The organism is Peribacillus sp. R9-11 (assembly GCF_031345095.1).
Taxonomy (GTDB): Bacteria; Bacillota; Bacilli; order Bacillales; family DSM-1321; genus Peribacillus; species Peribacillus butanolivorans.
Window position 1 is genome coordinate 1,322,772 of the sequence record NZ_CP133763.1, and the last position, 26,950, is coordinate 1,349,721.

The following is a 26,950-nucleotide window of genomic DNA, read 5'->3' on the forward strand; positions in this document are numbered from 1 at the left end:
AAAGAGGAGGAAATAGATTGAGTAATGAAACATCATTAAATTCAGGTACGGTTTTAGTCACATATTCGGAACGAACAGCAACTGTTGCAATGAATCGTCCAGAGGCTATGAATGCATTAAATCCGCAAATGCTAAATGATTTTATTTTTGCTCTTAAAGAAGTAAGTGAGAATGAGGACGTGGACGTCGTCATTTTAAAAGGCAATGGGAAAGCTTTTTCAGCAGGCGGAGATATTAAAATGATGCTCGCACCTGATAAAGAAGATGGTTTTAATGACCTGATGGATGGAATTAGTGAATTAGTAACAACCTTATATTTCATGCCTAAATTGACAATCAGTGCCATTCACGGTGCAGCAGCAGGTCTTGGTTTGAGTATTGCGCTTGCAACTGACCATCTTATTGCTGACTCAGAAAGTAAGGTTGCCATGAACTTTATCGGCATTGGATTAATTCCTGATGGGGGTGGACATTTCTTCCTTGAGCGACGTCTTGGTGAAGTGGGGGCGAAAGAATTAATCTGGGAAGGTAGAGTGCTAACAGCGCTGGAGGCTAAAGAAAAAGGCCTCATTCACGAAATAGCAGATGGAACTTTGGAGCAGGCGGTAGAGAGAAAAGTACAAGGATGGCTGAAAAGTCCTGTTCAAGCGATGATCAAGACGAAAAAGATTCTAAGTGAAAAAAATCGTCCATTATTAATAAAGATGCTTGAAATTGAAAAGGCTGCCCAATTTAAAATGCGCCAAACAGCGGATCACCAAGAAGGAATAAAGGCTTTCGTTGAAAAAAGAAGACCAAATTTTATCGGAAAATGAAACGGAAAAGGCAGTCACGATATTGTGACTGCCTTTTTATATAATCAGAAAGAAGATGTATAAAACTTAGTCGACATCTAAATGATCACGCTTCCATTTTTCCAATCAACGATGAAAAAGTAATAACGCGCCTGCGGGTGATGTACAGCGATGTGTTTGATCTTGATAGTTTTTTTCATTTAATAAATTTTGACCTAATTCTTTTGCATGTTCATCATTCTCAGCCGTAAATGATTCATCCAAGAGTTTTTCCCCTGACGGTTCAAATACGGTTAATTTGTATATTCTGCTCATTTTCAAAACTCCCTTTTCAAATAATAGACTGTTTTTTTCGTAATATTTAAACGGTTATTGAAAATTTTATCATTTTCTGTCAATTTTGACTATTACTATGTAAGGAAAATATATTTAGTAAACATTATTAATTTATAGAATATCAATAGATTCCGTTTTCATTCAGGCCGCTTTTGAAAAATCCGACTTCATTTTATCAGAAGCGACGCCTGACTGTGCATAGCCGCATCAGAAACAAGCAGACTTTCAATATTAAGTGGGGAATATATAAGAAACGGGATACATCCTTAGTGATTGAAAAGAAATATATCGAACAAGATTTAAAAGAAATAAAAGCTGGTAAATAATGAGAAAGGCTACTCTATAGCCTACAGGGCTCTATGAGTATGCTTTTTATTTTTGGACACTGATTTGGACAGAATGAAAATTAAACCTATTTATTTAAGCGGAATTCTTTCCTTAAAACAAAAAATCATAAATGATATAATAATGTAGTAGAAAGTGCATAAGCCGAAAGGAGACTTTTTTGAATGACAGTAAAAATCGTAAATAATATTACGGAATTGATAGGAGATACACCAGTTGTTAGAATTAATCATTTAACAGCGGAGGGTGACGCGGAAGTATATGTGAAACTTGAATATTTTAATCCGAGTCGCAGCGTAAAAGATCGGGCTGCCTTTAACTTAATTAGGCAGGCTGAACTGGATGGAATTATTCAATCTGGAGCAACAATCATTGAACCCACCTCTGGAAATACAGGTATCGGACTTGCAATGAATGCTGCAGCAAAAGGCTATCGGGCTATTATGGTCATGCCGGATAATATGTCAAAAGAAAGAATTAACATATTAAAAGCATACGGAGCGGAGGTTGTCCTCACTCCTGCGTCAGAAAGGATGCCAGGAGCAATTCGTAAAGCCGAAGAACTTGCTGCAGAGATTCCTAATAGCTTTATTCCTCAGCAATTTGAAAACAAAGCCAATCCTGATATACATCGAGTAACGACAGCGGTCGAGATCTTAGAGCAGATGGACCGCAAGTTGGACGTGTTTGTCGCAACTGCTGGAACAGGTGGAACGATTACAGGAACGGGTGAAGCGTTAAAAGAACAACTTCCTGATTTAAGAGTCGTCGTTGTCGAGCCTAAAGGTTCTCCTGTTCTTTCAGGAGGGAAGCCAGGTCCCCATAAGCTGGTAGGTACAAGCCCTGGTTTTGTACCAAGCATTTTAAATACCGAAGTACTTGATGAAATTGTGCAAGCAGCAGATGAAGATGCGATTTCGACGATGAAGGATATGGCTGCGAAGGAAGGTATATTAATCGGGCCTTCAAGCGGTGCCTCTGTCTGGGCTGCCCTTCAGGAAGCTCGTCGTCTTGGAACTGGAAAACGTGTCCTTTGCATTGCACCGGATAATGGTGAACGTTACTTAAGTATGGATATTTTTAAATAAATAGTAGAGACCGAATGCTGTGCACGAAACAAAGTGTCTGCCATTCGGTCTTTTTTCTCCTGAAATTGCCGATACTGGTTATCCCGATCCATTACTATAACGGCAGTACTGTAATTCGGATGAGAAAGTATGTTCTATTTATGTTAAAATAAAAGTAAATTGATGTTAGGAACCGAGGTGATTTCAGTGAGCAGTGTGAAGTTCATTCATGCGGCCGATCTACATTTGGATAGTCCTTTTTCCGGATTGAAGGATATGCCGCCATCTTTATTAAAGGAAATAAGAGAAAGTCCTTTTAAGGCCTTTCAAAAAATGATTAATGAGGCAATTTTCCATCAGGTTGACTTTATTGTGTTATCGGGTGATTTATTTGATGGGGAAAATCGAAGTCTTCGGACACAGGTCCGCTTTCGAAGCGAAATGGAAAAACTTCAGCAACACCAGATTCCAGCCTTTATCATTCATGGAAATCATGATCATCTCAGCGGATCATGGGTCACGGTTGAGCTTCCGGGAAATGTTCACGTTTTTTCGGGGCAAACCGAAGTGAAATTATTTCAAAAAAGCGATGGAACGTCTGTCCACCTTTATGGATTTAGTTATCCACGGCGTCATGTAACAGAGCGAATGATCGAAACATACATAAAAGCTGAAGGGGCAGATTACCATATCGGTCTACTTCATGGCAATTTAGAAGGAAATTCTGAGCATAGCCCATATGCCCCTTTTTCGCTAAAGGAACTTTGTGCCAAAGATTTTGATTACTGGGCATTAGGCCATATTCATAAGCATCAGGTTGTATCAGAAAATCCGCTTGTAATTTACCCAGGGAATATTCAAGGTAGAAATCGTAAGGAGTCTGGCGTAAAAGGCTGCCTACTAGTCGAACTGGACGGTGACACTAAGCGACATTCCTTTATCGAAACCTCCGGGGTGATATGGGAAAGTGAAACAATAAAAATTTCTGCAGATTCAAATTTTGATGCTCTGTATAAGGTATGCAAGGATATTCTTGAGAAAAAGCGCTTTGATGGTAGATGCTATCTTTTAGAGATAAAGTTGGACATTGTAGGTTCAGTAAACTATTATGGTGAAATTCTTGAAGAATTGACCAGGATTTTACAGGATGAGGAGCAAGGTGAGTCGTTTGTTTGGCTGTATAGAATCAAAATCATTCAGCCTATATCCGTGGTAAGTTCGAGAGAAAAAATAACGCCGTTTGTGGCTGAAATATCAATGCTTGCTTCTGAATTTGAGGATATTGAGACTGCCCTGTCACCGCTTTATAAGCAGCCAGGAGCAAGAAGATTCCTTGATTCCTTAGAGGCAGAAGAGCAGCAGGAGCTTATGGATGAAGCAGAAAGATGGCTTTTGCAGGTTTTTGAATCAAAAGGATATTTATAAAAAGGAGGAAAATGGTTTGATAATTAAAGACCTCCATGTTTATGGTTATGGCAAACTGGAAAATCAACGTTTTCCAGAAATGAAACAGCTGCAAATCTTCTTTGGAGAAAATGAATCGGGCAAATCCACAATTATGTCTTTCATTCATAGTATTCTTTTTGGGTTTCCAACAAAAGTTCAAAATGAACCGCGTTACGAGCCTAAAATGCATGCCAAATATGGCGGGAGACTCACTCTCATCACAAAAAAGGACGGGGAAATCTTTATTGAACGGGTGAAGGGAAAAGCCACCGGTGATGTGAAAGTGACTTTCGAAAACGGGAGGGTTGGAGGCGAGCAAGAACTGAATGATATTCTCCATGGAGTTGATAAAAACTATTACCAAGCCATTTTTTCTTTCGACCTTCAGGGTCTGCAGGGATTACATACACTCAGTGAAGGAACCATGAGTAAATATTTGCTTTCAGCCGGGCTGATTGGGAACGATAATCTTCTCGAGGCAGAAACGAAGCTGCAAAAAGAATTGGATCTCAGGTTCAAGCCATCAGGTCATAAACCTCTACTAAATGTCAGATTAAAAGAACTCAGAGAAGTTCAAAAAAAGGTGAAAGCGGCAGAAGATGAACAAAAGTCATATACGGCTTTACTGCTGGAAGAAACAAAACTTACAGGTGAACTTTCTGAAATCACGGACCAGATCCAAGAGATAGAGGTAAGCCATGTTAACTCGAGTACTTTTTTACGAATTAAACCGTTGCTTGAGGAACGGGAAGAAATTGAATCAAGACACAGTAAGATTAAGGATGTCAGTTTTCCTGTTGATGGTTTAAAAAGGTTTGAACAGTTACAAGCAGTTGGGATGCCAATTAATGCCCAACTAGCCGCCTTGACTGAGAAGGTAGAGCAACTTGAACAAAATCTAGTACAAATCGAGATCAACCCGTTTATCAGGGATCATAAAGAACGGATCGAACATGCAATCGACCAAGGGTCATTGCTGGATAAGCTTGAGTTGGACATGCGCAAAGCGGAACATGAAAGGCTGATGGAAGAAAAGAATATTGAAAAGGTAAAGCAGGAATTATTCTGGGATGTTTCTGATGAAGAAATCAGGAAACTCGATATCAGTACATTCAATAAGGAAAAGGTAAAAAAAGCAGAGAGGGAGAAGCATCGTCTGCAAAATGATAAAAGACAGCTCGATGAAAAATATGGATTGCAAAAAGGGAATCTAGAAACGACGGAAGCACGCTTGAAGGAGATAAAGCAACAGCTATTGACAGAAGAAAAAAGAAACAAGCTGGAGTCTTTATATAACAAGCAGAATAGTACCGGTTCTGAAGAAGCTAAAATCCTGCTTCTTGATGAGCAAATTTTGGAGCTTGAAAAACAATTAAAATTACAGAAGAAGAAGGAGGAGAATAATCGCAAACGTTCGCTGCTCATAAATGGCAGTTTAATAGGACTTTTTTGTTTGGGTGCAATAGGAAGTTTTTTCAGTGACCAGATATTAGTAGGAAGTATACTTCTGACAGCGGCCGTTTTGTTTGCAGTTTCTAGGTCTTTATTCAAGGGAGATGATATATTGTCCGGGTTTACCCGTCAACTTGATGAAGCGAAAAGGAAAAGGGCTGTATTTGAGAGTGAGGCAAAAACTAACAGAGAGATTGAAGGAGAGTCGATGGGGCAACTGCTGGAACAAGATTACCGTCTTCAAAGGCAGCTCGAAAATGAACGGTTTAAATATGAAGAGCGAGAGGAAGCCTTCGAAACGACTATCCAGGAATACGCCGCCTGGGAAGCAAGCAGGGACCGACTAAATAAAGAGGTGAGCACCATCATTAATGGCTGGGGGATGCCTTATTCCGGAGTGGAAATCAATCTTGAATCCGTATTTGAATTGCTTGAGAAGTGGAAGGAAGCCGTTGAAAGGAAACATGAAAAAATCAGACAATATCAATTTTTAGATTCAGAGTTTGAAGGTAAATCGGAGGCTTTATTTCAATTTGCTCTAGGGAGTGGTCTGGAGCCCTCCACTTGGAGGGACGCAATCAGCCTTTTGAAACGAGAAATAAACAATACGATGGAAAAAAACGTTCAACTTACACAATGGATGCAGGAACTGAGCCGTTTAACGAATGAAATAGAGCGGCTGTCGATAGAAAAAGACTATCTTGATGTGGAAAAGGAACAGCTTTTTGCCATAGCGCATGTTAAGGGTGAGGAAGAGTTTCGTCAAAACGCGGTCTTGTCTGAGGAGAAAGTCATGTTGCAAAAACAATATGATTTGCTAAACATTCAAATAGGGCAATCCCGAATGCAGTCTGAACTGATTCAAACTCTCTATAAACAGGGAATCAGCACATATACTCTTGAAAAATTGGAACAAAAGCGTAAGGATTTAGTAAAGGAAAAATCACTTTTATTGGAGAAGCGGTCCGATACGAAGCAAAGAATCAAACAGCTTGAGGCTTCAGGTATTTATGACGATTTACTTCATCATTTTTATGAAGAAAAAGCGGCTTTTAACGAGGAAGCGAAGGAATGGGCAAAATTTGCCATAGCCAAAAGCTTATTAAATAAAACCTTAGACCGATATAAACGAGAACGTCTCCCGAAGGTCATCGCTGAAGCAGAACAACATTTTGCCTTTTTAACAAATGGGCGCTATAGGAAGATAAACCTTGATCAGTTAGGTGATGGACTTTGGGTAGAGCGCAGTGATGGCTTGAGTTTCAGTGCTGAGGAGGTCAGCCGTGGAACAGCAGAGCAAATTTATGTTTCCTTAAGGCTCGCGCTTGCTGATCATACTTTTGAGGATGATTCATTCCCACTCATCATTGATGATAGTTTTGTCAATTTTGACGGGGTAAGAACAAAACGGATGCTTGAATTATTGAAGAAGGTGTCGGAAAAGCGGCAAATTTTCTTTTTTACATGTCACCAACATGTATTGGAACATTTCACAGAAAATCAAGTAATTCGGCTATCTAAGCAAGTTTTGCATCAAAATGAGAAGGATATAATTACTTCTGAAATATAATGAAATTTAAATTACTAATAAAGAGAGTGAAGGCATTGAATATGAATGAGTTTGTTAGCCATCATGATTCTTCTCTACAGTTAATCATCGAAAAGGAGTTTCCTGATAAACGGTGTGTTGGGGGGAAGTATTCTGCAGAAGAACATACAATCACTTTATATAATAGAGATATCGAAATTCAGTGCGAAGGTGTCCTAGGCTCGCTTGAAAGACTTGAGGAGTATACCTGGATTATCTTCACACATGAGCTAGGTCACGCGTTAGATCCGAATCTTGCTATGCTGAGTGAGGAGTTATCCTGTACGAAAAATCCAGATATCCTTTATCAAATAGAAGTCAATGCATGGAATATTGCCGAGGAACTAATTCCTTTTATCGATCAGGATTTGTTCTTCCTAATTAGAAATGAATCATTGGTTTATTGCACAAACCGCCTGCTTGTTGGTTGAAAAAAACCCTCTCCCAATATAGGAGAGGTTTTTTGTTTTTTCTTGATTTTACCTATAAATGAAGAAGGGTCATCTATCCTTACTGAAAAGCCCGCATTTATTTCAAGTGGTGGCAGAATTAACATGCTTGCATACTAAGTTCCCGCCTAGTAGAGCTGATACAGGTAGCTGTGCCATGTAACAAGAAGTTGATGGTGGACTATTTAACCGATATGGCAATGCCTTAAATTAAACGATGTAGCTTGTGTGTTATTTCAGCAAATTACCTTTGTCTGAATAATGGACTCAGTTTTTTCATTTTTGATTGGATGATATTAATGTTAACTAAGGATTCTTCATATATTTAATCGAAGGATAACTTTATTAAAGGATAATTATTTTTGTATTCATAAAGAAGAACAGAAACTATGTTTTTTTGTTTTTATCTTTTTTAAAATTGACATTGATAATCATTTTCATTAAACTGATATTATTAGACTAATAAGGGGAGTATTTTAATGCGACCAGCTATTAACACACAGTCTTTATCGCTCGGTTATGGTGAAAAATTAATTATAAATGAAATGAATATAGAAATACCTCATGGGGAGATCACCGTATTCATTGGTGCAAATGGATGTGGGAAATCAACGCTTCTTCGTTCGGTTGCCCGCTTGTTAAAGCCTCAATCCGGTTCAGTTTTACTTGAGGGAAAAGCTATTTCTTCCATGTCATCGAAGGATGTAGCAAGGAAGATGGCGATTCTTCCACAATCGCCTATTGCCCCTGAAGGACTTACGGTCTATCAACTTGTTAAACAAGGAAGATATCCATATCAAAGCTGGTTGAAGCAGTGGAGCTCTTTGGATGAGGAAAAAGTTCAAAAGGCAATTGAAGCAACGAACCTAACAGAATTGAAGGATCAGGCGGTCGATGAATTATCAGGAGGTCAGAAGCAAAGGGCCTGGATAGCGATGACCCTAGCGCAGGATACGGACATCATTTTATTGGATGAACCGACTACATATCTTGATATGGCACATCAAATCGACATTTTGGACTTATTATTCGATTTGAATGAATCTGAGAATCGAACAATTGTGATGGTGCTTCATGATTTGAATCTGGCTTGCCGCTATGCGGATAATCTGGTGGCTCTTAAAGATGGAGCGATATATGATCAGGGACGGCCAGAGGATATAATCACTCCTGAAATGGTTCATCAAGTATTCGGAATGAAGTGTAAAATTTCGTTTGATCCGATTTTTGGCAGCCCAATGTGTATCCCGTTTGGAAAGGGGCGTTATGCCCAAAGTCAGGTAAAAGCGCTGGCAAATGCATAAACTTTCTTCTTCTATAGAAAAAGAGCTGCAAACGTATCGGATTTCCCTCAAAGATGAAGCTCAAGTTTCCAAGTCGTTTGATCATATTGATGGGCTGCTTCAGTATGCACAAGCCCGGACTGGAGCGGAAACGACAAGAGTTGCAGCCTCAATGTGGTTCAGACGTTATGCCTTTTTTGTTACGGCACAATTGTACATGATCAGCAAGCATCGGCTTACTTGGAATGGTACACTTCAGGACATGGGTGTCTTGGATAATCCCGAAGATAAAAATTGGCTGCCAAACTTTTGGCTGAAAAATAACAGTTGGAGAGATGTTTCGGAAAAGGATAGCCCTTTAGCACTCAAATCCATATTAAGCAGGTTTGGTGCGGAAGCTATTCTTCCACTTTCTAAAGCTACTAAAATATCAAAACTTGTACTCTGGGAGAACATTTGGGGCTATACGGTATGGATGTATGCCGAGTTACTGAAACAGCCAGATATAAAAACACGAGTTGAAACGGACATTGAAAGGCTGCTTGAAGATGAGATTTGGATGAATATAGAAAGGCATTCACCATTTAAACGATTCATTGGAGAAAAAACCATTCCTGAGTCCATGAATCCTTATAAACGAGTGACATGCTGTTTATATTACCAGATTGACGGTCAGGAAAAATGCTCATACTGTCCGAATAAGAACTGTTGAATAGATAATCATAAGAAAACCAGGCTTTGACTTCGAGCCTGGTTTTCTTATGGGATGAAAAGTTTCATCTGTCCAGTCTTTTTCTTTCGGGTTGTCTATCACTTATTATAGAAACTAAACGCACTAATCGGGTTGATATGTTATAATGTTGATATTTAATTGAACGGAGGCAGTCGCATGGGAAATGGGATTATTCACTATGGAATTGGTGAAGTAGTAGATATATATATGTATATTAAAACGAGTACAAAGGCGGTTGCGAGTAATGGAAAGCCGTTTTTGACACTGATTTTGTCTGATAAAACTGGGGAGATTGAGGCTAAGTTATGGGATGTCTCCGAGACTGATGAGAAAACATACAGTGCAGAAGCTACGGTGAAAGTTCAGGGGGAAGTCCAGAATTATCGAGGACGAAGCCAATTGAAGATCCGTAATATTAGACTTACTGCGGATGCTGATGGCATCACAAAAGCGGATTTGATTCAAACGGCACCTTTAAGTCAGGATGAAATGATGGAAACGATTACTCAATTCATTTTCGAAATGAGGAACCCAAATATCCAAAGGGTGACCAGACACCTTATCAAAAAATATCAGAATGAATTCTTGACGTTTCCTGCTGCTACTAAGAACCACCATGAGTATATGTCAGGACTCGCATATCACGTTGTGTCGATGCTGGGATTAGCTAAAGCCATTTCAAGCCTATATCCTTCGCTCGATAAGGATCTTCTTTATGCAGGGGTCATTCTACATGACCTTGGAAAGGTACATGAACTATCTGGACCTGTGTCGACTGTATATACGGTTGAAGGTAACCTTCTAGGCCATATCACCATCATGGTAAATGAAGTCGGTAAAGCTGCAGAGGAATTAGGGATCGATGCAGAAGAAATCATGATCCTCAAGCACTTAATATTAAGTCACCATGGTAAAGCTGAATGGGGCAGTCCTAAACCACCAATGGTAAGGGAAGCAGAAGTACTTCATTATATAGATAACATGGATGCCAAAATAAATATGATGGACCGGGCATTGGAAAAAGTAAAACCGGGTGAATTTACGGAAAGAGTCTTTGCACTCGATAATCGTTCATTCTATAAACCAACATTTTAATGAAATATGTTTCTTTCTCAATCGAGAAAGAAGCATATTTTTTTTGTTTCTGCATATTCTCTAGTAAATGACTAGGAGACTTATTTGGGAGGGAAAAGGACATGCCAATATGGATCTGGTTTGTGTTTATTGGAATCATCGTTAGTGCAGTCATGTCAATATGGACAGCTAGGCAAGAACGCCTTATAGATGATGCTTGGATTGAGAAGGAAGGTCAGAAGTATATTGAAAGGATGGAAGAGGAAAGAGAGAGGCGTAAAAAGGATATAAACCAGGGAGCCTAGCCTGAAATAAAAAAAGCGACAGGACATAGTCCAGTCGCTTTTACTATTCAAAATTACTTTTCTTCTTTAGTTGTGCCACCAGATGTAATAGCATCTTTTAAATCTTTATCATTAATCTTCACGTCTGCTTTTTTAACCTCTGCATCCAGAATATCTTGAACTTTAGTTTGGTCAATTTGAGCGACCTTCAAATCATATTCAAGATCTTTTTTCATATCTTTGTATGGTTTCTTTTCTTTTGTATCAAGCAGTTGGATAATGTGGTAGCCGTAATCAGATTTAATCGGTGCGCTGATTTCGTCTTTCTTCATTTTGTAGGCTGCTTCTTCAAATGCAGGAACCATTTCACCTTTACCGAACCAGCCTAGCTCTCCACCTTTATCTTTTGTGCCTGTGTCAGTAGAATACTCTTTAGCAAGTTTAGCAAAGTCTTCGCCTTTATCCAATTTTGCTTTAACTTCGTCTGCTGTTTTTTTGTCTTTTACAAGGATATGCCTAGCTTTGATTTGTGGTTTATAGTCTTCATAAGCTTTTTTTACTTCAGCTTCTTTCACGGTAATATCCGCGATGGCTGCTTTCTCTTGAAGCATGCCGATTTTTAGTGCACGTTTAAGATCATCTTCGCTCTTATATCCGGAAGAGGCTAGAGCTGTTTCGAAATTCTCACCCATTTGCTCTTTAAGCTCGTCCGTTTTAGCTTTAACTTCTTTATCCGTTACGGTATATTTTTCAGAAAGAACTTTTTCATAAACAAGTTCTTGAAGAACTGTATCACCATAACGGTCCTTCATGACATTGTAAAACTCTTCTTTAGATATATCTCCTGCTTTAGTTTCTACGACTGCTTCCTTGTCGCTGTTGCATGCTGTAAGTCCGATCAATCCTGCTGTAACAGCAATCGATAATGCCCATTTCTTCATTAAAAAACAACTCCTAGTTTTAAGTTTCTTGTTTGCTCTTCTTAGTATTTCCACAAAATTAACTATAACATATTCTGGTTACTTTACAAAAAATAATATATTGATGTATGAATAAGAATTTTACGAAAATTGGGTAAATACCTAACCGGATAATAAACCTTAACATATGATAAATCGAGGACAACAAAGGAGGTAGGAAAATGGGTAATGGATTTAACGGAGGTTTCGCTTTGTTAGTAGTGTTATTCATTTTATTAATAATTGTAGGGGCAGCCTTTTGCTAATTATACTCAAAATTAATAATGGAAAGAGCCCACTCCTTTTGCAATGGAGTTGAATAGGATAGGGTAGCCGCTCAACAAGAAATGAATAAAATGCTTATCAAGCTAATGAAAGGAATGATTCCTTTTAGCGGATATAAGAGTGTGCATGAAATTGCTATTACTTAAGAATGGAAAGGAGGAAGATCAATGTCTGGAGGAATAGGTGGAGGCTTTGCTCTAATTGTCGTTCTTTTCATCCTGTTAGTCATAATTGGAGCTTCTTGGTTATAAACTCATAAACAAAAAGGCGAAGCTGCTCGCTTCGCCCTTTTCTTTATGTGGATAATGCCCCGGGTATCATCAATGTATGTAACAAATGATAATCAACATTTGTTGCTCATCTCTACGTATACAAAATTTCAATATAGGAGGATAATAACATAATAGTAATTAATACATTAATGGTCCTGAATACTTTAGGCTGCCGGTCTTCAGCAATTTCCTTTTGAATACATAAAGAATTTGTCATTCTATTAATATTATAAAGAATCAGTATAGCAAAAATAATAAACCAGAACGAGATCAAAACCTAAAATCCCTCCTTACAAAACATCATGTATAAATACGATACCAAATTATAATGAAAAAAGATACCTAAAAATCTGTCAGTCATCTTTTTGAATAAAAAGACAATCAATTACTTTTGGATGAGGATGTCGTATCCTTCTCCATGTTCTTCAATAAAGGAATGCCCTGGCGAACCAACTAGATTTTTTATATAAATGAAATCCGATACACATAATCCGGTGTGCAGGGAAAATAAAATAGTGAAATAATGGATGTAATGTGGATAACTAAGGGCACACCCAATTAATATGACAGACATAATTAAAAAGGGTAGCACTAGCGTCAAGAGATATAGGTGCTTTCGAATGGGGTAATGCACATTTATTTTGCATGTGAGCACGAGTCTCCACTTCAAAGACCAGGATGTTTTTACTTTTTTACATAGTAATCGTAGAGGTAAATAGTGTAATAGTTTGTGAACAGGATATAATAAGAGCAATAGGCTAAAAAATACCATTGTTTGATCGTCATACAAAACGACATGAGTTGAAAAGACACTTAATAATGTATAGATCATAACAAAAGACATCAATATAGTAAAAACTGAAAAAATAATTAAACGGCAACTCCCATATTGTTTTGTTACGTCTATTGTTTTCCACGAATTCATTTTGAAATCAGCCCTCCATAGACCGTTGAATTTACTTACATACATTACGATGAATGAGTTGAAAAAGCAATAGAATTTTTGGATTTAGTTTGAAGATAAAAAACAGTGCAGAATGAAGAAGGCTACAATAAGATAAAATCGAGTTCTAAATGAAGAATAAGGTGGATTTTGGGCGGAATAATGGTTTGGAGTCTTTATGCTAAATAATGATTGATTGGGGATTAATAATGTATGGGAAATATAAATGAAGAAATAGAAATACTCCGTTTTCATCAGCAACTATTATTAAACCTTATACGTAATCCGGAGGCAAAGTTAGACTTTCTTTTTGTGGAAAAAAATTTCACGAAGAAGGAAGCGGAAGAGTTGTTGGAGACATGTGATATATTGAGCAAACGCTATGAAATAGAAAAAGCGGAAGGGTACATGAACTTTCGACCGCTTTTTATTCAATTTGAAAAAAGGTTGAATCCTAAAATAACCATAAAAGAATGTATTAACGCATGCCTCTCACAAGGTTTATATGTATCATTCATGAAGGAAATGAATAGAGTGTGAGATTAAATTAAACTGGCTCAGTTTCTTTCTCTATCTTTTTTTTTGTGATTTTGCCTTCAACGTCAGTAAACTCCTGATCAATGTTATCGAATGACCGTTCAAAGATTTGCATGAAATCTTCCCCGTATATGTTACGAATGACAGCCATCATTTCAATCATATCCGGAAACTTACCATAAAGTTCACGAAGTGGAAGTGCACCTGAGAAAGCTGAGTTTTTACTTGGGTCATATGACTCCATTAACTCAAGTAGAACTCTTTCACCTTCTGGAGTTATCTCAATATACGTATTTCTTTTGTCATTCTCTTTCTTGGAGAATGTTAAAAATCCACGTTCCTCTAATTTTTTTGAAAAGTTAAATGCTGTTGAAACATGCATGACCCCAAATTTTGCAACGTCTGAAATGGAAGAGCCATTAAGATGATAAGCAATCCAAAGAATATGGTGCTCATTGATGTTTAAATCATAGGGCTTAATCCATTGCTGCCAATCTTTTTCAATCGATTTCCATAATGCTTTGCTTAATTGTGCAATTCGTTGACTAAAAATCATTGCTTCTTTCATAGAATAATTTTTATTCTGCATTTTATGGGCTCACCTACTTATCAGATTCTGTATATTTATTATGACAATAAAATAAAAATTAATAAAGATAATATTTGCAAAATTTTTAGAAAATTTAAGGTTTTTTAATAGATTCTCCATTTTTCTCTAATAAACTATGCAAATTATTGGGAAAAATGGAGAATCAGCCTTGTATGATGGTGTTAACTTTTAGTTTTTAGGAGAAGGTAATGCTGTTTCTAATTCTTTCAGAGAATCTTCAATTTCTTGAACATTCTTCAATAATTCCGTTTTATTTGGTTCAATTTCCTGCTGCCAGTTCTCAATGACCACCTGAACATCTGAAATGAAGGTTTTCACCGTTTCTTTGCTGATTTGTGTAGCTTCCATTGTGTCATCTTTAATATTTAACAATTTTGCCTTTAACTCATCAATGACTGCCTTAATTTCTTCCGTGTTTGTTTTGATGCGAGTCCGTAAGTCTTTACCAGAACTTGGTGCAGAAAGTAAGGTTGCTGCTCCCGCTACAACTGTTCCAGTTAAAAAGCCAATTAGTAATGATTTTGCTTTCATTAGGATCACCTCATTTTATAATATTGATTTCGCTTTACATGGTCTAAATCCCTGCTGGAAAAACATCAATTGGAAATTAAGTTATATAGGGATATAAATACTATTGATAACAAAATACCATAATTTTCATCCTTAGGGAAGAGTCTCTACCATTTTATCTTTATATCACAAAAATATTTTTTTAAACTTAGATATTAAATATATAATATTTAAAAATAACTTGAAAATTAATCTATAAATGCTTCATATAAAGAAAAGAACGGCATATAGATAGTAAAAAACTAGCTGTCGGATCATTGATGGCATTGGTGGGTAATAATGAAATTTATATTTTTATTAGGCCTAATATGCCTGTGTGGAATGGGGTATTTTCTAAGGAAAGCAAAAAATCCTGGTATCTATCCTCCTAAGAGGGTGCATCAAACTAGAGCGTTCGCTTTGGGCCTACCTGGGGTCTTTCTGCTTTTTATTTGGTTTATGTGGGTATTGATTCATTAAGCCTCAGAGGATTTGTTTTAATGTCAGAGATAAGTCTAGATGCTGACTAAATCCCAGATTCATAAGGAGAAAAAAAAGCACCGGTCATTCCGGTGCTTTTTTAAGTATGATATTCCTGCTGTTTAAGCATGAGCGGGTATATTTGATTTTTTTACAATGCCGTTCACAATTGGATAAATGATAACCATCGCAACTGTATTTAGCAGTACGGCAGGAAGGACAACAGCTCCGAATAGTGCAACGAAAGGCCCTGGTAGGGAGACGATATAATAAGCCGAACCAAGGAAGGCAGCGCCGGAAATAATTGTTCCTACGGCAGTCAATATACTTACGGTGACAACGGATGTTGAAAACTTCTTAAGACTGATAAATAAAAGATAAAACAGAAAAGCTGTTACCAACTTGTCTATGATATTTGGAATTTGTCCTCCGGGGAATGTTGTTGTCATGGCAGAGATAGCTCCAGCAGCCAAGGCTACAATGAATACATTCTTTTTCTCGGGAAACAGTGCAATCGCCAAAAACATCATCAACAGCATCATGTCCGGTTTCATTCCTAGGAAGAATCCTGGAACAATAAAATGCAAAGCAGCCCCAATCCCGATTAAAAGGGATATTGACACAAGAGTTTTCGTTTTCATTTACTCATCTCTCCTATTCTCATCTCAACTAAAATCTTTTCTTCAACAATGCACTACTGCTTGTTGCAAGAAGTTTAAAATAGTATATCATAAGACCTATTTTTTTAGAAGTCTTAAATTTGCATAGAAACTAGAGGGCTTGTGCTTCAGTTGCTTTATAGGATTCTTGAAACTTTTTCATGAAGTCAGCAAGATCTTGGCAATGTGAAAGCGGTACCGCATTATAAATGGATGCTCTGCAGCCTCCAATAGATCGGTGACCGTTTAGTCCCACAAATCCAGCTTGCTTAACTTCTTTCAGGAATTGTTTTTCAGCTTCTTCAGTCGGAAGTGTGAACGTTACATTCATATGTGAACGGCTGTCTGGAAGGGCATGGCCTTTGTAAAAACCATTGCTGTTGTCGATAGCATCGTAAATGACTTTTGCCTTTTCTCCATTTACTTCGGCAATCTTCTCTACACCGCCCTGTTCTTTGGCCCAATCCAACACAAGTGACAATAAGTAAATCGCTAATGTCGGCGGTGTGTTATATAATGAGTTATTTTTTGAATGAATAGAATAATTCAACATGGATGGGATTTTTTCATTATCAGTTATTAAATCTTTACGGATGATAACGACGGTAATTCCAGAAGGTCCTAGATTTTTTTGTGCACCAGCATAAATGATTCCGAATTTACTAACATCAATTTTTTTGCTAAGGATATCACTTGACATATCAGCTACTAGTGGAACGTTACCTGTTTCTGGGAAATGTTTCCATTGTGTTCCGTAAATTGTATTATTACTTGTAATATGAAGATATGCCGCATCTTCATTCAATTTGATATCCTCAAGTTTAGGAATGAACGTATATTTTTCATCCTTAGATGAAGCAACGACTGCTGTATTACCAACTTTTTCGGCTTCCTTTAAAGCTTTTTCCGACCAAGAACCTGTTAGTACAAAATCTGCGCGTTGTCCCTCATTCAAAATGTTCATAGGAATCATAGAGAATTGAAGACTGGCTCCCCCTTGCAGAAAAAGAACCTCATAATTTTCAGGAATTTCCAAAAGATCTTTTAAGGATTGAATGGCATGGTTATGAATTTTTTCAAATTCAGCACTTCGATGGCTTAATTCCATGACAGACATACCAGAATCCTCAATATTCAACCATTCGTTTTGAGCTCTTTGTAAAACTTCTAAGGGAAGGGCGGCTGGCCCAGCGTTAAAATTGCGTGCACGTTTCAATTTTCTTCCTCCTATACGGCTATGTGTTAAAGTATTTTAGTCTATTTATATCCTACCAGAAAACTAAATTCAATAGGAGGAAAATTTAGAATTTTAGATGGATAATCATTTTGATTTAGGAAGGAGTAGAAGAGGAGGAAATAAATAGGTCCTTCACTGTGAGTGAGGACCTATTTAGGGTATTTAATTGTCACGGTACAACTGAATAGTATTGAACGTAAGTTGTAATCTTCTAAACATTTTGGGAGATAGACAATAACCCTTTACTGATAGCGGGAGTTTCACTTAATATGCTGTGCAATAGAGTCGGCTATTTGTTTCAGGTCATCGGGTGTATAGTCACGTGTATGTGTTTTCCAAACTGCCCCAAAGCCGTCATTTTCTCCGTGTCGTGGAATTAAGTGCATATGAAAATGGAAAACGGACTGTCCGGCTGCTTCCCCGTTATTATTTAAAAGATTAAGGCCGACAGGTTGGAATTCTTGTTTCATGGCACGGGCAATTTCAGGCACGACTTCAAATAGATTTTTGGCGATTTCCGGTGTTAACTCGTAAAGGTTTTCCTTATGTACTTTAGGAATCACCAAAGTATGGCCTTTTGTTACTTGACTGATATCAAGAAAAGCTAGCACATGTTCATTTTCAAAAACTTTCGTACTTGGAATTTCACCATCGATTATTTTGCAGAAAATGCAATCACTCATTAAAAACGCCCCTTTAAAAAAATTAATGTATTTGGTTAATCGTACCATAGCTTGATTCCCTGAGAAAAGAAAAAACCATAAAAACAGGATGCAACGGAAAGTTGCACCCTGTCTGTTTGAAAAAGGGGGTTTTGCTTCAATTCGCATTAGCATAAATTCTCTGCGACAAACACCTCATCTACAGTAAAGTAAAGTAAAATACGGTTATCTGATTAGAGATTTTCCATTCAAAGCAACCATCTCCTATATCTTTAAAGTTTCATCAACTTTCAAAGCATAAATGATAATTATTGAATGATTTTTCTGCTTTTACGTGCAAGCGAACCATCTCCTTGCTCGATACGATTTTTTATGAAGCTTCTGGTTTAATTCAGTTTATACGTCTTTAACTGACACCTCATTTACAATATGATGTGAATCATTTGTAATAAAACGTTTGGGCATTTCAGTGTAATACGTCTTTAACTGACACCTCATTTACAATATGATGTGAATCACACGTAATGACTAACCCCTTCTTCCTTAATTATGATGGCCATTAAGTAGAAAAAATATAATTGGTTATTTGTGGAAATTTATTTCTGGGGACACTCGACTATATAAAAGCAGAAGAATTTGATAAAATGGAAATAAGAACCTCTATATAGAAAGGATCGTTTATATGTCCTTATTGGAAATTAAGCAACTAGTCGGGGGATACACGAAAACGCCCGTTTTAAAAGGAATAAGTTTTGACATTCAACCCAATGAGCTAGTTGGATTAATCGGGCTTAACGGGGCTGGGAAAAGTACAACAATTAAACATATTATCGGACTCATGGAACCGAAAGGCGGAAGTGTCTCGATTCATGGAAAAACACTTGCGCAGGATCCGGATACATATCGAAAACAATTCTCTTACGTACCAGAAACTCCTATCTTGTATGATGAGCTGACACTTGAGGAGCATTTAAAGTTGACGGCCATGGCGCATGATTTGGAAGAAGCGACATATAAAGAAAGGATGAATGTCCTTTTAAAGGAATTCCATATGGAAAAGAGACTGAAATGGTTTCCGGCCCACTTTTCAAAAGGGATGAAACAAAAGGTCATGATCATGTGTGCCTTTTTAATACAGCCATCTTTATATATTGTTGACGAACCTTTTGTAGGTCTCGATCCGCTAGGCATTCAATCGTTGCTTGATTTAATGAGGAAAATGAAAGAGAGTGGAGCCGGGATCTTAATGTCCACTCATATTCTGGCAACGGCCGAGAGGTATTGTGATTCTTTCATCATTCTGCACAATGGAGAAATTAGGGCAAAAGGTAATCTAGAGCAACTTCGCGAACAATTCTACATGCCGGGGGCAACACTTGACGATTTGTATATCCAATTAACGAAAGAAGAAATTGGTCATGAATAGTCAAAATCTCTGGACGGAAAGATATTTAGGCTACATCAAGGAAATGCAAAAATATTTGCGCTATATTTTTAACGGCCATCTTGTCTTCGTAATGGTATTGGCATTTGGTGGTTTGGCTTATTATTACAGTGACTGGGTTAGAACATTAGACAGTAACTTCCCGGCTGAATTGATTATGGCCTTTGTTTTAGCAATCATTGTAACCAGAAGCCCAATAAATACATTTTTAAAAGAACCAGATACAGTGTTTTTGCTTCCGCTTGAAACTAAATTGAAGAGCTATTTCAAAAATTCTCTTTTATTAAGTTGGGTTATGCAAGGCTTTATCCTGTTGATTGTCTTAACTGCATTTATACCGATGTATGCGAAGGTTACGGGTGCAAGCGGTGCAGACTTTGGGGTCATTCTTGTTGTTTTGTTGATAATTAAATATTTAAATTTAATTATGCGTTGGCACGTGTTGAAATATCAGGATGCATCAGTGAGTCATTGGGACTCCTACATCCGTTTTTTACTTAATGGTGTGCTGCTCTATTTTGTTTGCACAAAAGCCAATATTCTATTTGTACTTATAACCTTCATATTATTGGTAGGACTGTATAGGTATTACCGTAGTGCAACTAGGGGCTTTGTATTGAAGTGGGAGCGGCTTGTTGATCTTGAAAACAAAAGAATGACTTCCTTTTACAAGATCGCGAATATGTTTACTGATGTTCCTCATTTGAGAGGGAAGGTTGCAAGAAGGAAATGGATGGACTGGCTGTTAGACTTCATACCGTATGGTAAGAAATCAACGTATAATTATCTTTATGCCCGAACATTACTGCGTTCCAATGATTATGTTGGACTTTGCCTGCGATTAACGGTAATTGGCTCAGTTGTTTTAGCTGTTTTTACAAACATATGGGCACATTTGATTGTCACCTTTATTTTCCTATTTATGACAGCTCTCCAACTTCTGCCGGTTTGGAAGGCACATGAATGGAAAGTATGGGTGTCACTGTATCCTTTGCCAGCAAAAATGAGAGAAGTCGCAGTAATAAAGCTTATTTCTTATTTCCTATTATTTGTGGACCTTGTCTTCAGTATAGTCCTGCTTATAAAAGGGGAATGGATGTCTGCTTTAGCTGCTTTGGCGATGGGGCTTGTTTTCCTGTTGGGCTTTAAAAATTATGCAATAAAGAAAATAAAAAACTTTTAAAGATGAAGCTGATTTTTCAAAAGAAAAATCAGCTTCATCTTTTAAAAAGGCTCTGTTAAACGATAGTAAGTTTTTCTTTCACAATCGTGGAAGAAATGTTGAATTACAACATAAAATTACTCTGAACGGGTGCTTTAGTTCATCAAGGTACTTCCAAAAGGACCGGTAACGGCCCTTTTAATTTTTCAAAAAATCAACATGTTTGTTTAACTGAGCCTTTAAGAAAGAAAATTGAAACTAAAAGCCATATCAGGAGTATATACATGAATAGTGGGGGTGGGGAAATGAATGCATACGAACAAATGGCACTTTCTGAACTTGTTTCATGGAAAAAGAAAATTGCTAAGAAATCGGGCATGCTTGAGCGCATGTCCAAAAAGGCTCAAATAAAAGTGAACAGTTATATTCCAAACCGAGTGCATAAAGTAATTGCTGATAGCATTAAAAGTATGGTAGATGCCGTATTATCAGGGTCTAAATATATGTCAAAAGAAAAAAATGTGATGCTGCTATCTTTACAACAAAAAGAAGAATGGGTTGCGGAAACTATAGCGGCCTATCGAAAAACAGCTGTTATTGAAGGTGTAGGAACAGGAGCAGCCGGTCTTTTAATAGGGTTGGCTGATTTTCCTCTCCTTTTAAGCATTAAGATGAAGTTATTATTTGAAATATCACGTTTGTATGGTTTTGACCCAAACAAGTATGAGGAACGCCTTTTTATTCTTCATATTTTTCAGCTGGCTTTTTCAAGCGAGGAAAAAAAGATGGAAACATTACAGTTTATAGAAGAATGGGATTCAGAGAATGTGCACGAAATCAACTGGCAGGAATTTCAACAGGAATATCGCGATCACATAGATGTAATCAAAATGTTTCAGCTGGTACCAGGATTTGGGGCTGCAGTTGGTGCATATGCTAATCATCATTTGCTTGAACACCTTGGCGAGACAGCAGTTAATTGTTACCGAGTTAGACTTCTAACTAAATAAAGGGACGGGGATATCCCGCCCTTTATCTTTATTTATTATGATATGTAACCGCTGCAGTGCCTAATGTCTTGGCGGCAATGAGCATCGCCTTTTCATCGATGTCAAACAAAGGATGGTGATGAGGATAGGTATGGACATCATTTTTGGGTTTGGCTCCTGTAAAGAAGAATGTACCTTTCACTTTTTGTAAATAATAAGAAAAATCTTCTCCTGTCATATCTGGGTCAATTTCCTCTGTAACTAGAACTTCTTTGACTGATTTGGTGCATTCGATAAGAAATTTTGTTTCCTCATTATGGGGGATAACAGCTGGATAACCTTGAAAATATTGATAGTCATAGGTGCAATCGGCAGCTAGACAAGTTCCTTTGACAACCCGCTCTATTTCTTCGCTTATAAATGAGCGGAGGTCTTCCTTGAAAGTGCGGACGGTCCCCACAATTTTAGCTTTATCTGCAATGACGTTAAAGGCATTATCGGCCACGAAGGAACCAATAGTGATAACTGCAGAATCTAATGGGTTAAGACGCCGACTTACGATTTGTTGTAATGCGACCACTAGCTGTGAACCTACAACAATCGCATCACGGGTTTTGTGTGGTTGGGCTCCGTGTCCTCCTTGCCCCTGAATCAGGATTTCAAATCGATCAGCAGCAGCCATTATTGGCCCTAAAGTGTATTGAACCGTTCCTGTAGGAGCCGTAGCCCATAAATGGGTGCCGAAAATTACATCCACGCCATCAAGGCAGCCAGCATCAATCATTGGTTTAGCGCCCCCTGGAGCATATTCTTCCGCATGCTGATGAATAAAAATATACTGACCTTCGAGCTCATCTTTCAGTTCATGAAGGTTTTTTGCAAGGACTAGAAGAGTCGCCGTATGGCCATCGTGACCGCATGCATGCATGACCCCTGGGACAGTAGACCTATAGGATACTTCTTTTTCATCTTGAATAGGTAAGGCATCGAAATCAGCGCGCAATGCCACTGTTTTACCAGGTTTACTGCCGGTAATCTTTGCAACTACGCCATTACCTCCCACATTTGATTGACAGTCGATACCTAGATTTTGATAATAATCAGAGATAAAGGCTGCAGTTTTGGTTTCTTGAAAAGAAAGCTCTGGATGTTGATGAAGATATCGCCTAATGGAAACCATTTCTTCATAAGACCCTTCTAAAAGAGCGTGTAATTGGTGTATCATTATGCACCTCCTAAATGATTGTTAATTGTAAATAGTATATCATAATCTGAATAATCAAAAGTATTATAATACCACTCCGAGGAGAGTTATATCATGATTAAATATGCAAGGATTACCGTAATTTTGCTTTGCATGATCATATTCATTTTTTTGATGAATGAAGTTCAAAATGGGAAGGTTCTAGCGTTTGATGAGTTTATTTTGGATCATTTAACCGTGGTGGAGAATACATATTTGTTTACATTTTTTAAATCGATTACATATTTCGGCAGTTCGATATTTATTGGCTTTGGAAGTTTACTTTTTATCCTTTATTTATGGATGAAAAAGAAGGATTATTTGGCTATAGCCGTTTTCTCGATTGGAGTTGCTGGAGGGGACTTGTTGAAGAGAGGGATAAAAAACCTTATTCAAAGAGAAAGACCGGAAAATCATTTGGTCAATGCAGCTGGCTTCAGTTTTCCAAGTGGCCACTCCATGGTGGGCCTTATTTTTTTCAGTATGATTGCTTACTTTATAATAAAAGAAGTCAAATCGAAATCGGTAAAATGGGGAGTAGGAATTAGTTTCACTCTTCTAGTACTCGTCATAGGAATCAGCAGGATTGCCCTGAAAGTACATTTTCCCACGGATGTCCTGGCTGGTTTTGTGCTTGGTGTTGGATATAGTTTAACGTGTCTGTGTTTGTATCAGTGGCTGGAACGGAGAGTAATATGAAACATTGATTTACAGGTGCGATATTTGTAACTAACAAAATCATTTCCCCGGAAATAAAGAAGAAATTTGTCGTATTTCATAGGAATTAATACACTCAAAGCCGTATGTCAGTATCATTTTGGAAGGCCGCAAGCAGCTAATCTAAATCAAACAATTCGGATTTGAAAGATAAAAAGGCCCATCCTCTTAAGGATGGGCCTTTTGTTATTGATGCGGGGTTGCGACAAGAATATTTTATTCTTCAGAATCCTTCATCAAAGTATATTGCGTCACATACGCTTCCCCTGAGAACATCTTCTGGCTGGAATTCGTTACAGGAGGCTTAGAATCGCCATTATGTGCTTTTTGAAAAGAACTAGATTTTTTCCAATTCAAAAAGTCCGCTTGCTTTTCCCATATAGTCAAGATGACATAAGTTTCTGAATTGGTTGGTCGCAGGACACGGAGGGCGACAAATCCAGGTTCTTTTTCAATGAAGCCTGCTCTGTTTTTAAAACGGTGTTCAAATACCGGACGTCCTTCTTCACTGACAGGGATATTGTTCATTACCACATATCCATGATTTTGAAGGTCACCCTTTCCATCCACTACTTCAAATTTACGTGGTGAGCTAAAGATTGTTTTCCCTGGTGTTTCATGCAAAAGTACTGCAGTTTCAGAATTTTGCATAAGTAATATTTTTTCATTCGGGTGCTTATCTTTTTTGATTTTTAAAAAATCGTATGTGCCTGATGTAATGAATACATTCATATAGATCCCCTCCAAACACTAATAGTAGGTGTATACCCATTTTACCCAATCAATAGTGTTTTTACCATTTCTAATCAAATATAAATCTTCATGTCCAATTCAAATAGCTTTGGAAATTAGTCTGAGAAAATCCTAAAAACGTCGATTTTCTGACAAATAATTAGCTTGGCTATACTTCTATTATAGAAAAAGCTATAGTTTAAGGAGATTCAATTTGAAATTCAACTTCCATCTGATATTCTATGTAAGTATGAATAAAAAAATAGAACGTGACTGCTTGAAAGGTGGATATTAATGTCTAAGGAAATTACGAATGATACATTTTTAAAAGCTGCGAGAGGTGAGAAAACGGATCATGTGCCTGTTTGGTATATGCGTCAAGCTGGCCGTTCACAGCCAGAATACCGTAAATTGAAAGAAAAGTACTCCCTTTTTGAAATTACTCACCAGCCGGAATTATGCGCCTATGTGACAAGATTGCCTGTGGAGCAATATGATGTAGATGCGGCGATTTTATATAAAGATATTATGACACCGCTACCAGCCATTGGAGTGGATGTAGAAATTAAGTCAGGAATCGGTCCAGTCATATCTAATCCAATTCAATCGGTGAAAGATGTTGAAAAATTAGGAGAATTAAATCCTGAGGAAGACATACCATACGTGTTGGACACTATCAAATTATTAACTTCAGAGCAATTGACTGTACCTTTGATTGGTTTTTCAGGTGCTCCATTTACGATTGCTTCTTATATGATAGAGGGCGGTCCTTCCAAAAACTACAATAAGACGAAAGCTTTTATGTATTCTGAGCCGGTAGCTTGGTTTGCTTTGATGGACAAGTTAGCAGATATGATTATCATCTATGTAAAGGCACAAATTAAAGCGGGTGTTAAAGCCATTCAAATCTTTGATTCATGGGTTGGGGCGTTAAATGTAGAAGATTATCGGGTGTTCATCAAGCCGATCATGAATCGCATTTTTGCCTCCTTACGTGAAGAAAATGTACCTTTAATTATGTTTGGTGTTGGTGCAAGTCACTTGGCATTGGAGTGGAATGATCTGCCGATTGATGTGGTGGGATTGGATTGGAGACTTCCTATCTCGGAAGCAAGAAAGATGGGTATACAGAAAACAGTTCAAGGTAACCTTGATCCGGCCCTCCTTTTATCATCTTGGGATGTTATAGAAGAGCGGACGAAACAAATCCTTGACCAAGGTATGCAGCAGGATGGCTACATCTTCAATCTTGGACATGGGGTGTTCCCTTCCGTGAATCCGGAAACTTTGAAGAAATTGACCGCTTTCATTCATGATTACTCATCAAATAAGAAGTAAACCTGATCGAACTGTTTGCTAAAAAACCTTATGTGGATGCACAATAAAAGAACGGAATTTTTAAAAGAGGTGTAAATTCATGTCAAGAAAAAAAATGGGCCTTTTAGTCATGGCTTATGGTACTCCATACACAGAAGAGGATATTGAAAGATATTATACACATATTCGTCATGGAAGAAGACCTAGTGAAGAATTGATTGCCGATCTTAAAGGCAGATATGAAGCGATTGGTGGATTGTCTCCCCTTGCAAAAATCACAGCAGGACAAGCAGAAGCGCTTGAAAAACAATTAAATTCAATTCAGGAAGAAATTGAATTTAAGGCATACTTAGGGCTTAAACATATCGAACCATTTGTTGAAGACGCTGTTAAACAAATGCATGATGATGGTATCTCGGAAGCGGTCAGTATTGTATTGGCACCGCATTTTTCAACTTTCAGTGTGAAGTCTTACAATGGGCGTGCGCAGGATGAAGCAGCTAAATTGGGTGGTCTGACCATTACTTCTGTTGAAAGCTGGTATGATGAGCCAAAATTCATTCAATATTGGGTGGACCAACTAAAAGAGACAATTGGAAAAATGACTTCGGAAGAACGCGATAATTATGCTTTGGTTGTTTCTGCACATAGCCTTCCGGAAAAGATTTTACAATTAGGAGATCCATATCCAAAGCAACTTGAAGAAACGGCGAATCTAATCGCTGAAGGCGCAGGGGTTTCCAATTATGCAGTAGGCTGGCAAAGTGCCGGACAAACGCCTGAACCGTGGTTAGGACCGGATGTGCAGGATTTGACTAGAGATCTCTATAAAGAAAAAGGTTATAAGGCCTTCATTTATATTCCTGTTGGTTTTGTATCCGAGCATCTTGAAGTTCTTTATGATAATGATTATGAATGTAAAGTTGTTACAGGTGAAATTGGAGCCGGTTACTACCGACCTGATATGCCAAATGTAAAACCAGCATTTATCGACGCTTTGTCTACAATTATTATAAACAAATTACAGGAGAAATAATTTTCAAAATAGGGCGATGAATGGTGAATCATACAATGAAAACGATTGCCATAATCGGAGGAGGAATAACTGGTCTGCAGCTGAGTATTCCTTGCAGGTAGTATATATATGACGGGTTCAGTTTGCCGGACTGCATTGATCAATCTGAGGCCGTAGTCGATAAAGTCGTTGAGTTCATCAAACAAAATAACATCTTCAATTCTAATAAGGTGGCTGTCCAGTAACGAGGATAGCCACTGTTTCTATATACGTTTAAGATGAATACT

The 26,950-nt window shown here is 37.7% G+C and carries 30 protein-coding genes; 19 read left to right on the forward strand and 11 right to left on the reverse strand.

The window, feature by feature from the left end; translation table 11 throughout:
- Window positions 1–17: 17 nt before the first annotated feature.
- A complete protein-coding gene (locus RE409_RS06350; RefSeq protein WP_201181981.1) occupies window positions 18–815 on the forward strand; it encodes an enoyl-CoA hydratase in 798 nt (265 codons plus the stop codon).
- 105 nt (window positions 816–920) lie between these two features.
- Here the strand turns inward: RE409_RS06350 and RE409_RS06355 are convergent, their stop codons facing one another.
- Complete coding sequence (locus RE409_RS06355; RefSeq protein ID WP_056528009.1) at window positions 921–1,109, reverse strand: YhzD family protein; 189 nt, start codon at window positions 1,107–1,109, stop codon at window positions 921–923.
- A gap of 173 nt (window positions 1,110–1,282) precedes the next feature.
- Here RE409_RS06355 and RE409_RS06360 point away from each other — a divergent pair, with 173 nt between their 5' ends.
- The 9 genes from RE409_RS06360 (at window position 1,283) to RE409_RS06400 (ending at window position 10,872) form a co-directional block, all read left to right on the forward strand.
- Window positions 1,283–1,456, forward strand: coding sequence for a hypothetical protein (locus RE409_RS06360; protein ID WP_201181978.1), 174 nt, complete (start codon window positions 1,283–1,285; stop codon window positions 1,454–1,456).
- 183 nt (window positions 1,457–1,639) lie between these two features.
- A complete protein-coding gene (cysK, locus tag RE409_RS06365) occupies window positions 1,640–2,563 on the forward strand; it encodes a cysteine synthase A (RefSeq protein ID WP_053344908.1) in 924 nt (307 codons plus the stop codon).
- Between the two features lie 186 nt (window positions 2,564–2,749).
- On the forward strand, window positions 2,750–3,967 hold the full coding sequence (locus RE409_RS06370) for a metallophosphoesterase family protein (RefSeq protein ID WP_201221725.1): 1,218 nt from the start codon (window positions 2,750–2,752) through the stop codon (window positions 3,965–3,967).
- On the forward strand, window positions 3,915–7,010 hold the full coding sequence (locus tag RE409_RS06375; protein ID WP_309558728.1) for an ATP-binding protein: 3,096 nt from the start codon (window positions 3,915–3,917) through the stop codon (window positions 7,008–7,010). Before RE409_RS06370 ends, RE409_RS06375 begins: the two co-directional genes overlap by 53 nt.
- The gene (locus tag RE409_RS06380) at window positions 7,010–7,459 is read left to right on the forward strand and encodes a hypothetical protein (RefSeq protein WP_242486111.1); all 450 of its coding nucleotides are present in this window, start codon (window positions 7,010–7,012) and stop codon (window positions 7,457–7,459) included. Before RE409_RS06375 ends, RE409_RS06380 begins: the two co-directional genes overlap by 1 nt.
- A gap of 497 nt (window positions 7,460–7,956) precedes the next feature.
- Window positions 7,957–8,781, forward strand: coding sequence for an ABC transporter ATP-binding protein (locus RE409_RS06385; protein ID WP_201221721.1), 825 nt, complete (start codon window positions 7,957–7,959; stop codon window positions 8,779–8,781).
- Window positions 8,774–9,472 carry a (2Fe-2S)-binding protein gene (locus tag RE409_RS06390; RefSeq protein WP_053344912.1) on the forward strand — a complete coding sequence of 233 codons (699 nt, stop codon included), beginning with the start codon at window positions 8,774–8,776 and terminating at the stop codon, window positions 9,470–9,472. The genes RE409_RS06385 and RE409_RS06390 overlap by 8 nt, the downstream gene beginning before the upstream one ends.
- Before the next feature lie 177 nt (window positions 9,473–9,649).
- The gene (gene yhaM / locus RE409_RS06395; protein WP_201181969.1) at window positions 9,650–10,588 is read left to right on the forward strand and encodes a 3'-5' exoribonuclease YhaM; all 939 of its coding nucleotides are present in this window, start codon (window positions 9,650–9,652) and stop codon (window positions 10,586–10,588) included.
- A 101-nt stretch (window positions 10,589–10,689) separates the two neighbouring features.
- On the forward strand, window positions 10,690–10,872 hold the full coding sequence (locus RE409_RS06400) for a sporulation YhaL family protein (protein WP_053344914.1): 183 nt from the start codon (window positions 10,690–10,692) through the stop codon (window positions 10,870–10,872).
- A gap of 53 nt (window positions 10,873–10,925) precedes the next feature.
- On the opposite strand, the gene RE409_RS06405 is transcribed toward RE409_RS06400, so the two are convergent.
- Window positions 10,926–11,792, reverse strand: a complete 867-nt coding sequence (locus tag RE409_RS06405) for a peptidylprolyl isomerase (RefSeq protein ID WP_201221719.1) — start codon at window positions 11,790–11,792, stop codon at window positions 10,926–10,928.
- 200 nt (window positions 11,793–11,992) lie between these two features.
- On the opposite strand from RE409_RS06405, the gene RE409_RS06410 reads away from it, so the two are divergent.
- Both RE409_RS06410 and RE409_RS06415 read left to right on the forward strand, forming a co-directional pair.
- Complete coding sequence (locus tag RE409_RS06410) at window positions 11,993–12,076, forward strand: YjcZ family sporulation protein (RefSeq protein ID WP_083450669.1); 84 nt, start codon at window positions 11,993–11,995, stop codon at window positions 12,074–12,076.
- 186 nt (window positions 12,077–12,262) lie between these two features.
- Complete coding sequence (locus RE409_RS06415; protein WP_034314699.1) at window positions 12,263–12,346, forward strand: YjcZ family sporulation protein; 84 nt, start codon at window positions 12,263–12,265, stop codon at window positions 12,344–12,346.
- 112 nt (window positions 12,347–12,458) lie between these two features.
- Here RE409_RS06415 and RE409_RS06420 read toward each other — a convergent pair whose 3' ends face one another.
- Window positions 12,459–12,641: a hypothetical protein gene (locus RE409_RS06420; RefSeq protein ID WP_034314696.1), complete on the reverse strand. Its 183-nt coding sequence runs from the start codon at window positions 12,639–12,641 to the stop codon at window positions 12,459–12,461.
- 111 nt (window positions 12,642–12,752) lie between these two features.
- Complete coding sequence (locus tag RE409_RS30635) at window positions 12,753–13,337, reverse strand: DUF3267 domain-containing protein (RefSeq protein WP_082527656.1); 585 nt, start codon at window positions 13,335–13,337, stop codon at window positions 12,753–12,755.
- Window positions 13,338–13,523: 186 nt separating this feature from the next.
- Here RE409_RS30635 and RE409_RS06425 point away from each other — a divergent pair, with 186 nt between their 5' ends.
- Window positions 13,524–13,850 carry a DUF1878 family protein gene (locus tag RE409_RS06425; RefSeq protein WP_201181962.1) on the forward strand — a complete coding sequence of 109 codons (327 nt, stop codon included), beginning with the start codon at window positions 13,524–13,526 and terminating at the stop codon, window positions 13,848–13,850.
- Between the two features lie 7 nt (window positions 13,851–13,857).
- On the opposite strand, the gene RE409_RS06430 is transcribed toward RE409_RS06425, so the two are convergent.
- The 5 genes from RE409_RS06430 to RE409_RS06450 all read right to left on the reverse strand — a co-directional run bounded on the left by RE409_RS06430 (window position 13,858) and on the right by RE409_RS06450 (window position 18,065).
- On the reverse strand, window positions 13,858–14,436 hold the full coding sequence (locus RE409_RS06430; RefSeq protein ID WP_053344917.1) for an HTH-type transcriptional regulator Hpr: 579 nt from the start codon (window positions 14,434–14,436) through the stop codon (window positions 13,858–13,860).
- 189 nt (window positions 14,437–14,625) lie between these two features.
- Window positions 14,626–14,988, reverse strand: a complete 363-nt coding sequence (locus tag RE409_RS06435) for a YtxH domain-containing protein (RefSeq protein WP_309558732.1) — start codon at window positions 14,986–14,988, stop codon at window positions 14,626–14,628.
- A 620-nt stretch (window positions 14,989–15,608) separates the two neighbouring features.
- Entirely contained in the window at window positions 15,609–16,127 is a 519-nt protein-coding gene (locus RE409_RS06440; RefSeq protein WP_098174919.1) for a tryptophan transporter, read from the reverse strand.
- 130 nt (window positions 16,128–16,257) lie between these two features.
- On the reverse strand, window positions 16,258–17,361 hold the full coding sequence (gene serC, locus RE409_RS06445; RefSeq protein WP_201181956.1) for a 3-phosphoserine/phosphohydroxythreonine transaminase: 1,104 nt from the start codon (window positions 17,359–17,361) through the stop codon (window positions 16,258–16,260).
- 281 nt (window positions 17,362–17,642) lie between these two features.
- Window positions 17,643–18,065, reverse strand: coding sequence for an HIT family protein (locus RE409_RS06450; protein ID WP_053344922.1), 423 nt, complete (start codon window positions 18,063–18,065; stop codon window positions 17,643–17,645).
- Between the two features lie 661 nt (window positions 18,066–18,726).
- On the opposite strand from RE409_RS06450, the gene RE409_RS06455 reads away from it, so the two are divergent.
- The 3 genes from RE409_RS06455 to RE409_RS06465 all read left to right on the forward strand — a co-directional run bounded on the left by RE409_RS06455 (window position 18,727) and on the right by RE409_RS06465 (window position 21,660).
- Window positions 18,727–19,470, forward strand: a complete 744-nt coding sequence (locus RE409_RS06455; protein WP_309558734.1) for an ABC transporter ATP-binding protein — start codon at window positions 18,727–18,729, stop codon at window positions 19,468–19,470.
- Window positions 19,463–20,671: an ABC transporter permease gene (locus RE409_RS06460; protein ID WP_309558736.1), complete on the forward strand. Its 1,209-nt coding sequence runs from the start codon at window positions 19,463–19,465 to the stop codon at window positions 20,669–20,671. The genes RE409_RS06455 and RE409_RS06460 overlap by 8 nt, the downstream gene beginning before the upstream one ends.
- Before the next feature lie 284 nt (window positions 20,672–20,955).
- Complete coding sequence (locus RE409_RS06465; protein ID WP_201183422.1) at window positions 20,956–21,660, forward strand: EcsC family protein; 705 nt, start codon at window positions 20,956–20,958, stop codon at window positions 21,658–21,660.
- Window positions 21,661–21,688: 28 nt separating this feature from the next.
- Here the strand turns inward: RE409_RS06465 and RE409_RS06470 are convergent, their stop codons facing one another.
- The gene (locus RE409_RS06470; protein WP_201181953.1) at window positions 21,689–22,864 is read right to left on the reverse strand and encodes a M20 family metallopeptidase; all 1,176 of its coding nucleotides are present in this window, start codon (window positions 22,862–22,864) and stop codon (window positions 21,689–21,691) included.
- A gap of 93 nt (window positions 22,865–22,957) precedes the next feature.
- On the opposite strand from RE409_RS06470, the gene RE409_RS06475 reads away from it, so the two are divergent.
- On the forward strand, window positions 22,958–23,581 hold the full coding sequence (locus tag RE409_RS06475; protein WP_201181951.1) for a phosphatase PAP2 family protein: 624 nt from the start codon (window positions 22,958–22,960) through the stop codon (window positions 23,579–23,581).
- 234 nt (window positions 23,582–23,815) lie between these two features.
- Here the strand turns inward: RE409_RS06475 and RE409_RS06480 are convergent, their stop codons facing one another.
- Entirely contained in the window at window positions 23,816–24,331 is a 516-nt protein-coding gene (locus tag RE409_RS06480) for an antibiotic biosynthesis monooxygenase family protein (protein WP_056528055.1), read from the reverse strand.
- Between the two features lie 294 nt (window positions 24,332–24,625).
- On the opposite strand from RE409_RS06480, the gene hemE reads away from it, so the two are divergent.
- Window positions 24,626–25,669 carry a uroporphyrinogen decarboxylase gene (gene hemE / locus RE409_RS06485; protein ID WP_201221710.1) on the forward strand — a complete coding sequence of 348 codons (1,044 nt, stop codon included), beginning with the start codon at window positions 24,626–24,628 and terminating at the stop codon, window positions 25,667–25,669.
- A 79-nt stretch (window positions 25,670–25,748) separates the two neighbouring features.
- Window positions 25,749–26,684: a ferrochelatase gene (gene hemH / locus RE409_RS06490; RefSeq protein WP_309558737.1), complete on the forward strand. Its 936-nt coding sequence runs from the start codon at window positions 25,749–25,751 to the stop codon at window positions 26,682–26,684.
- The last annotated feature ends 266 nt before the right edge of the window (window positions 26,685–26,950 follow it).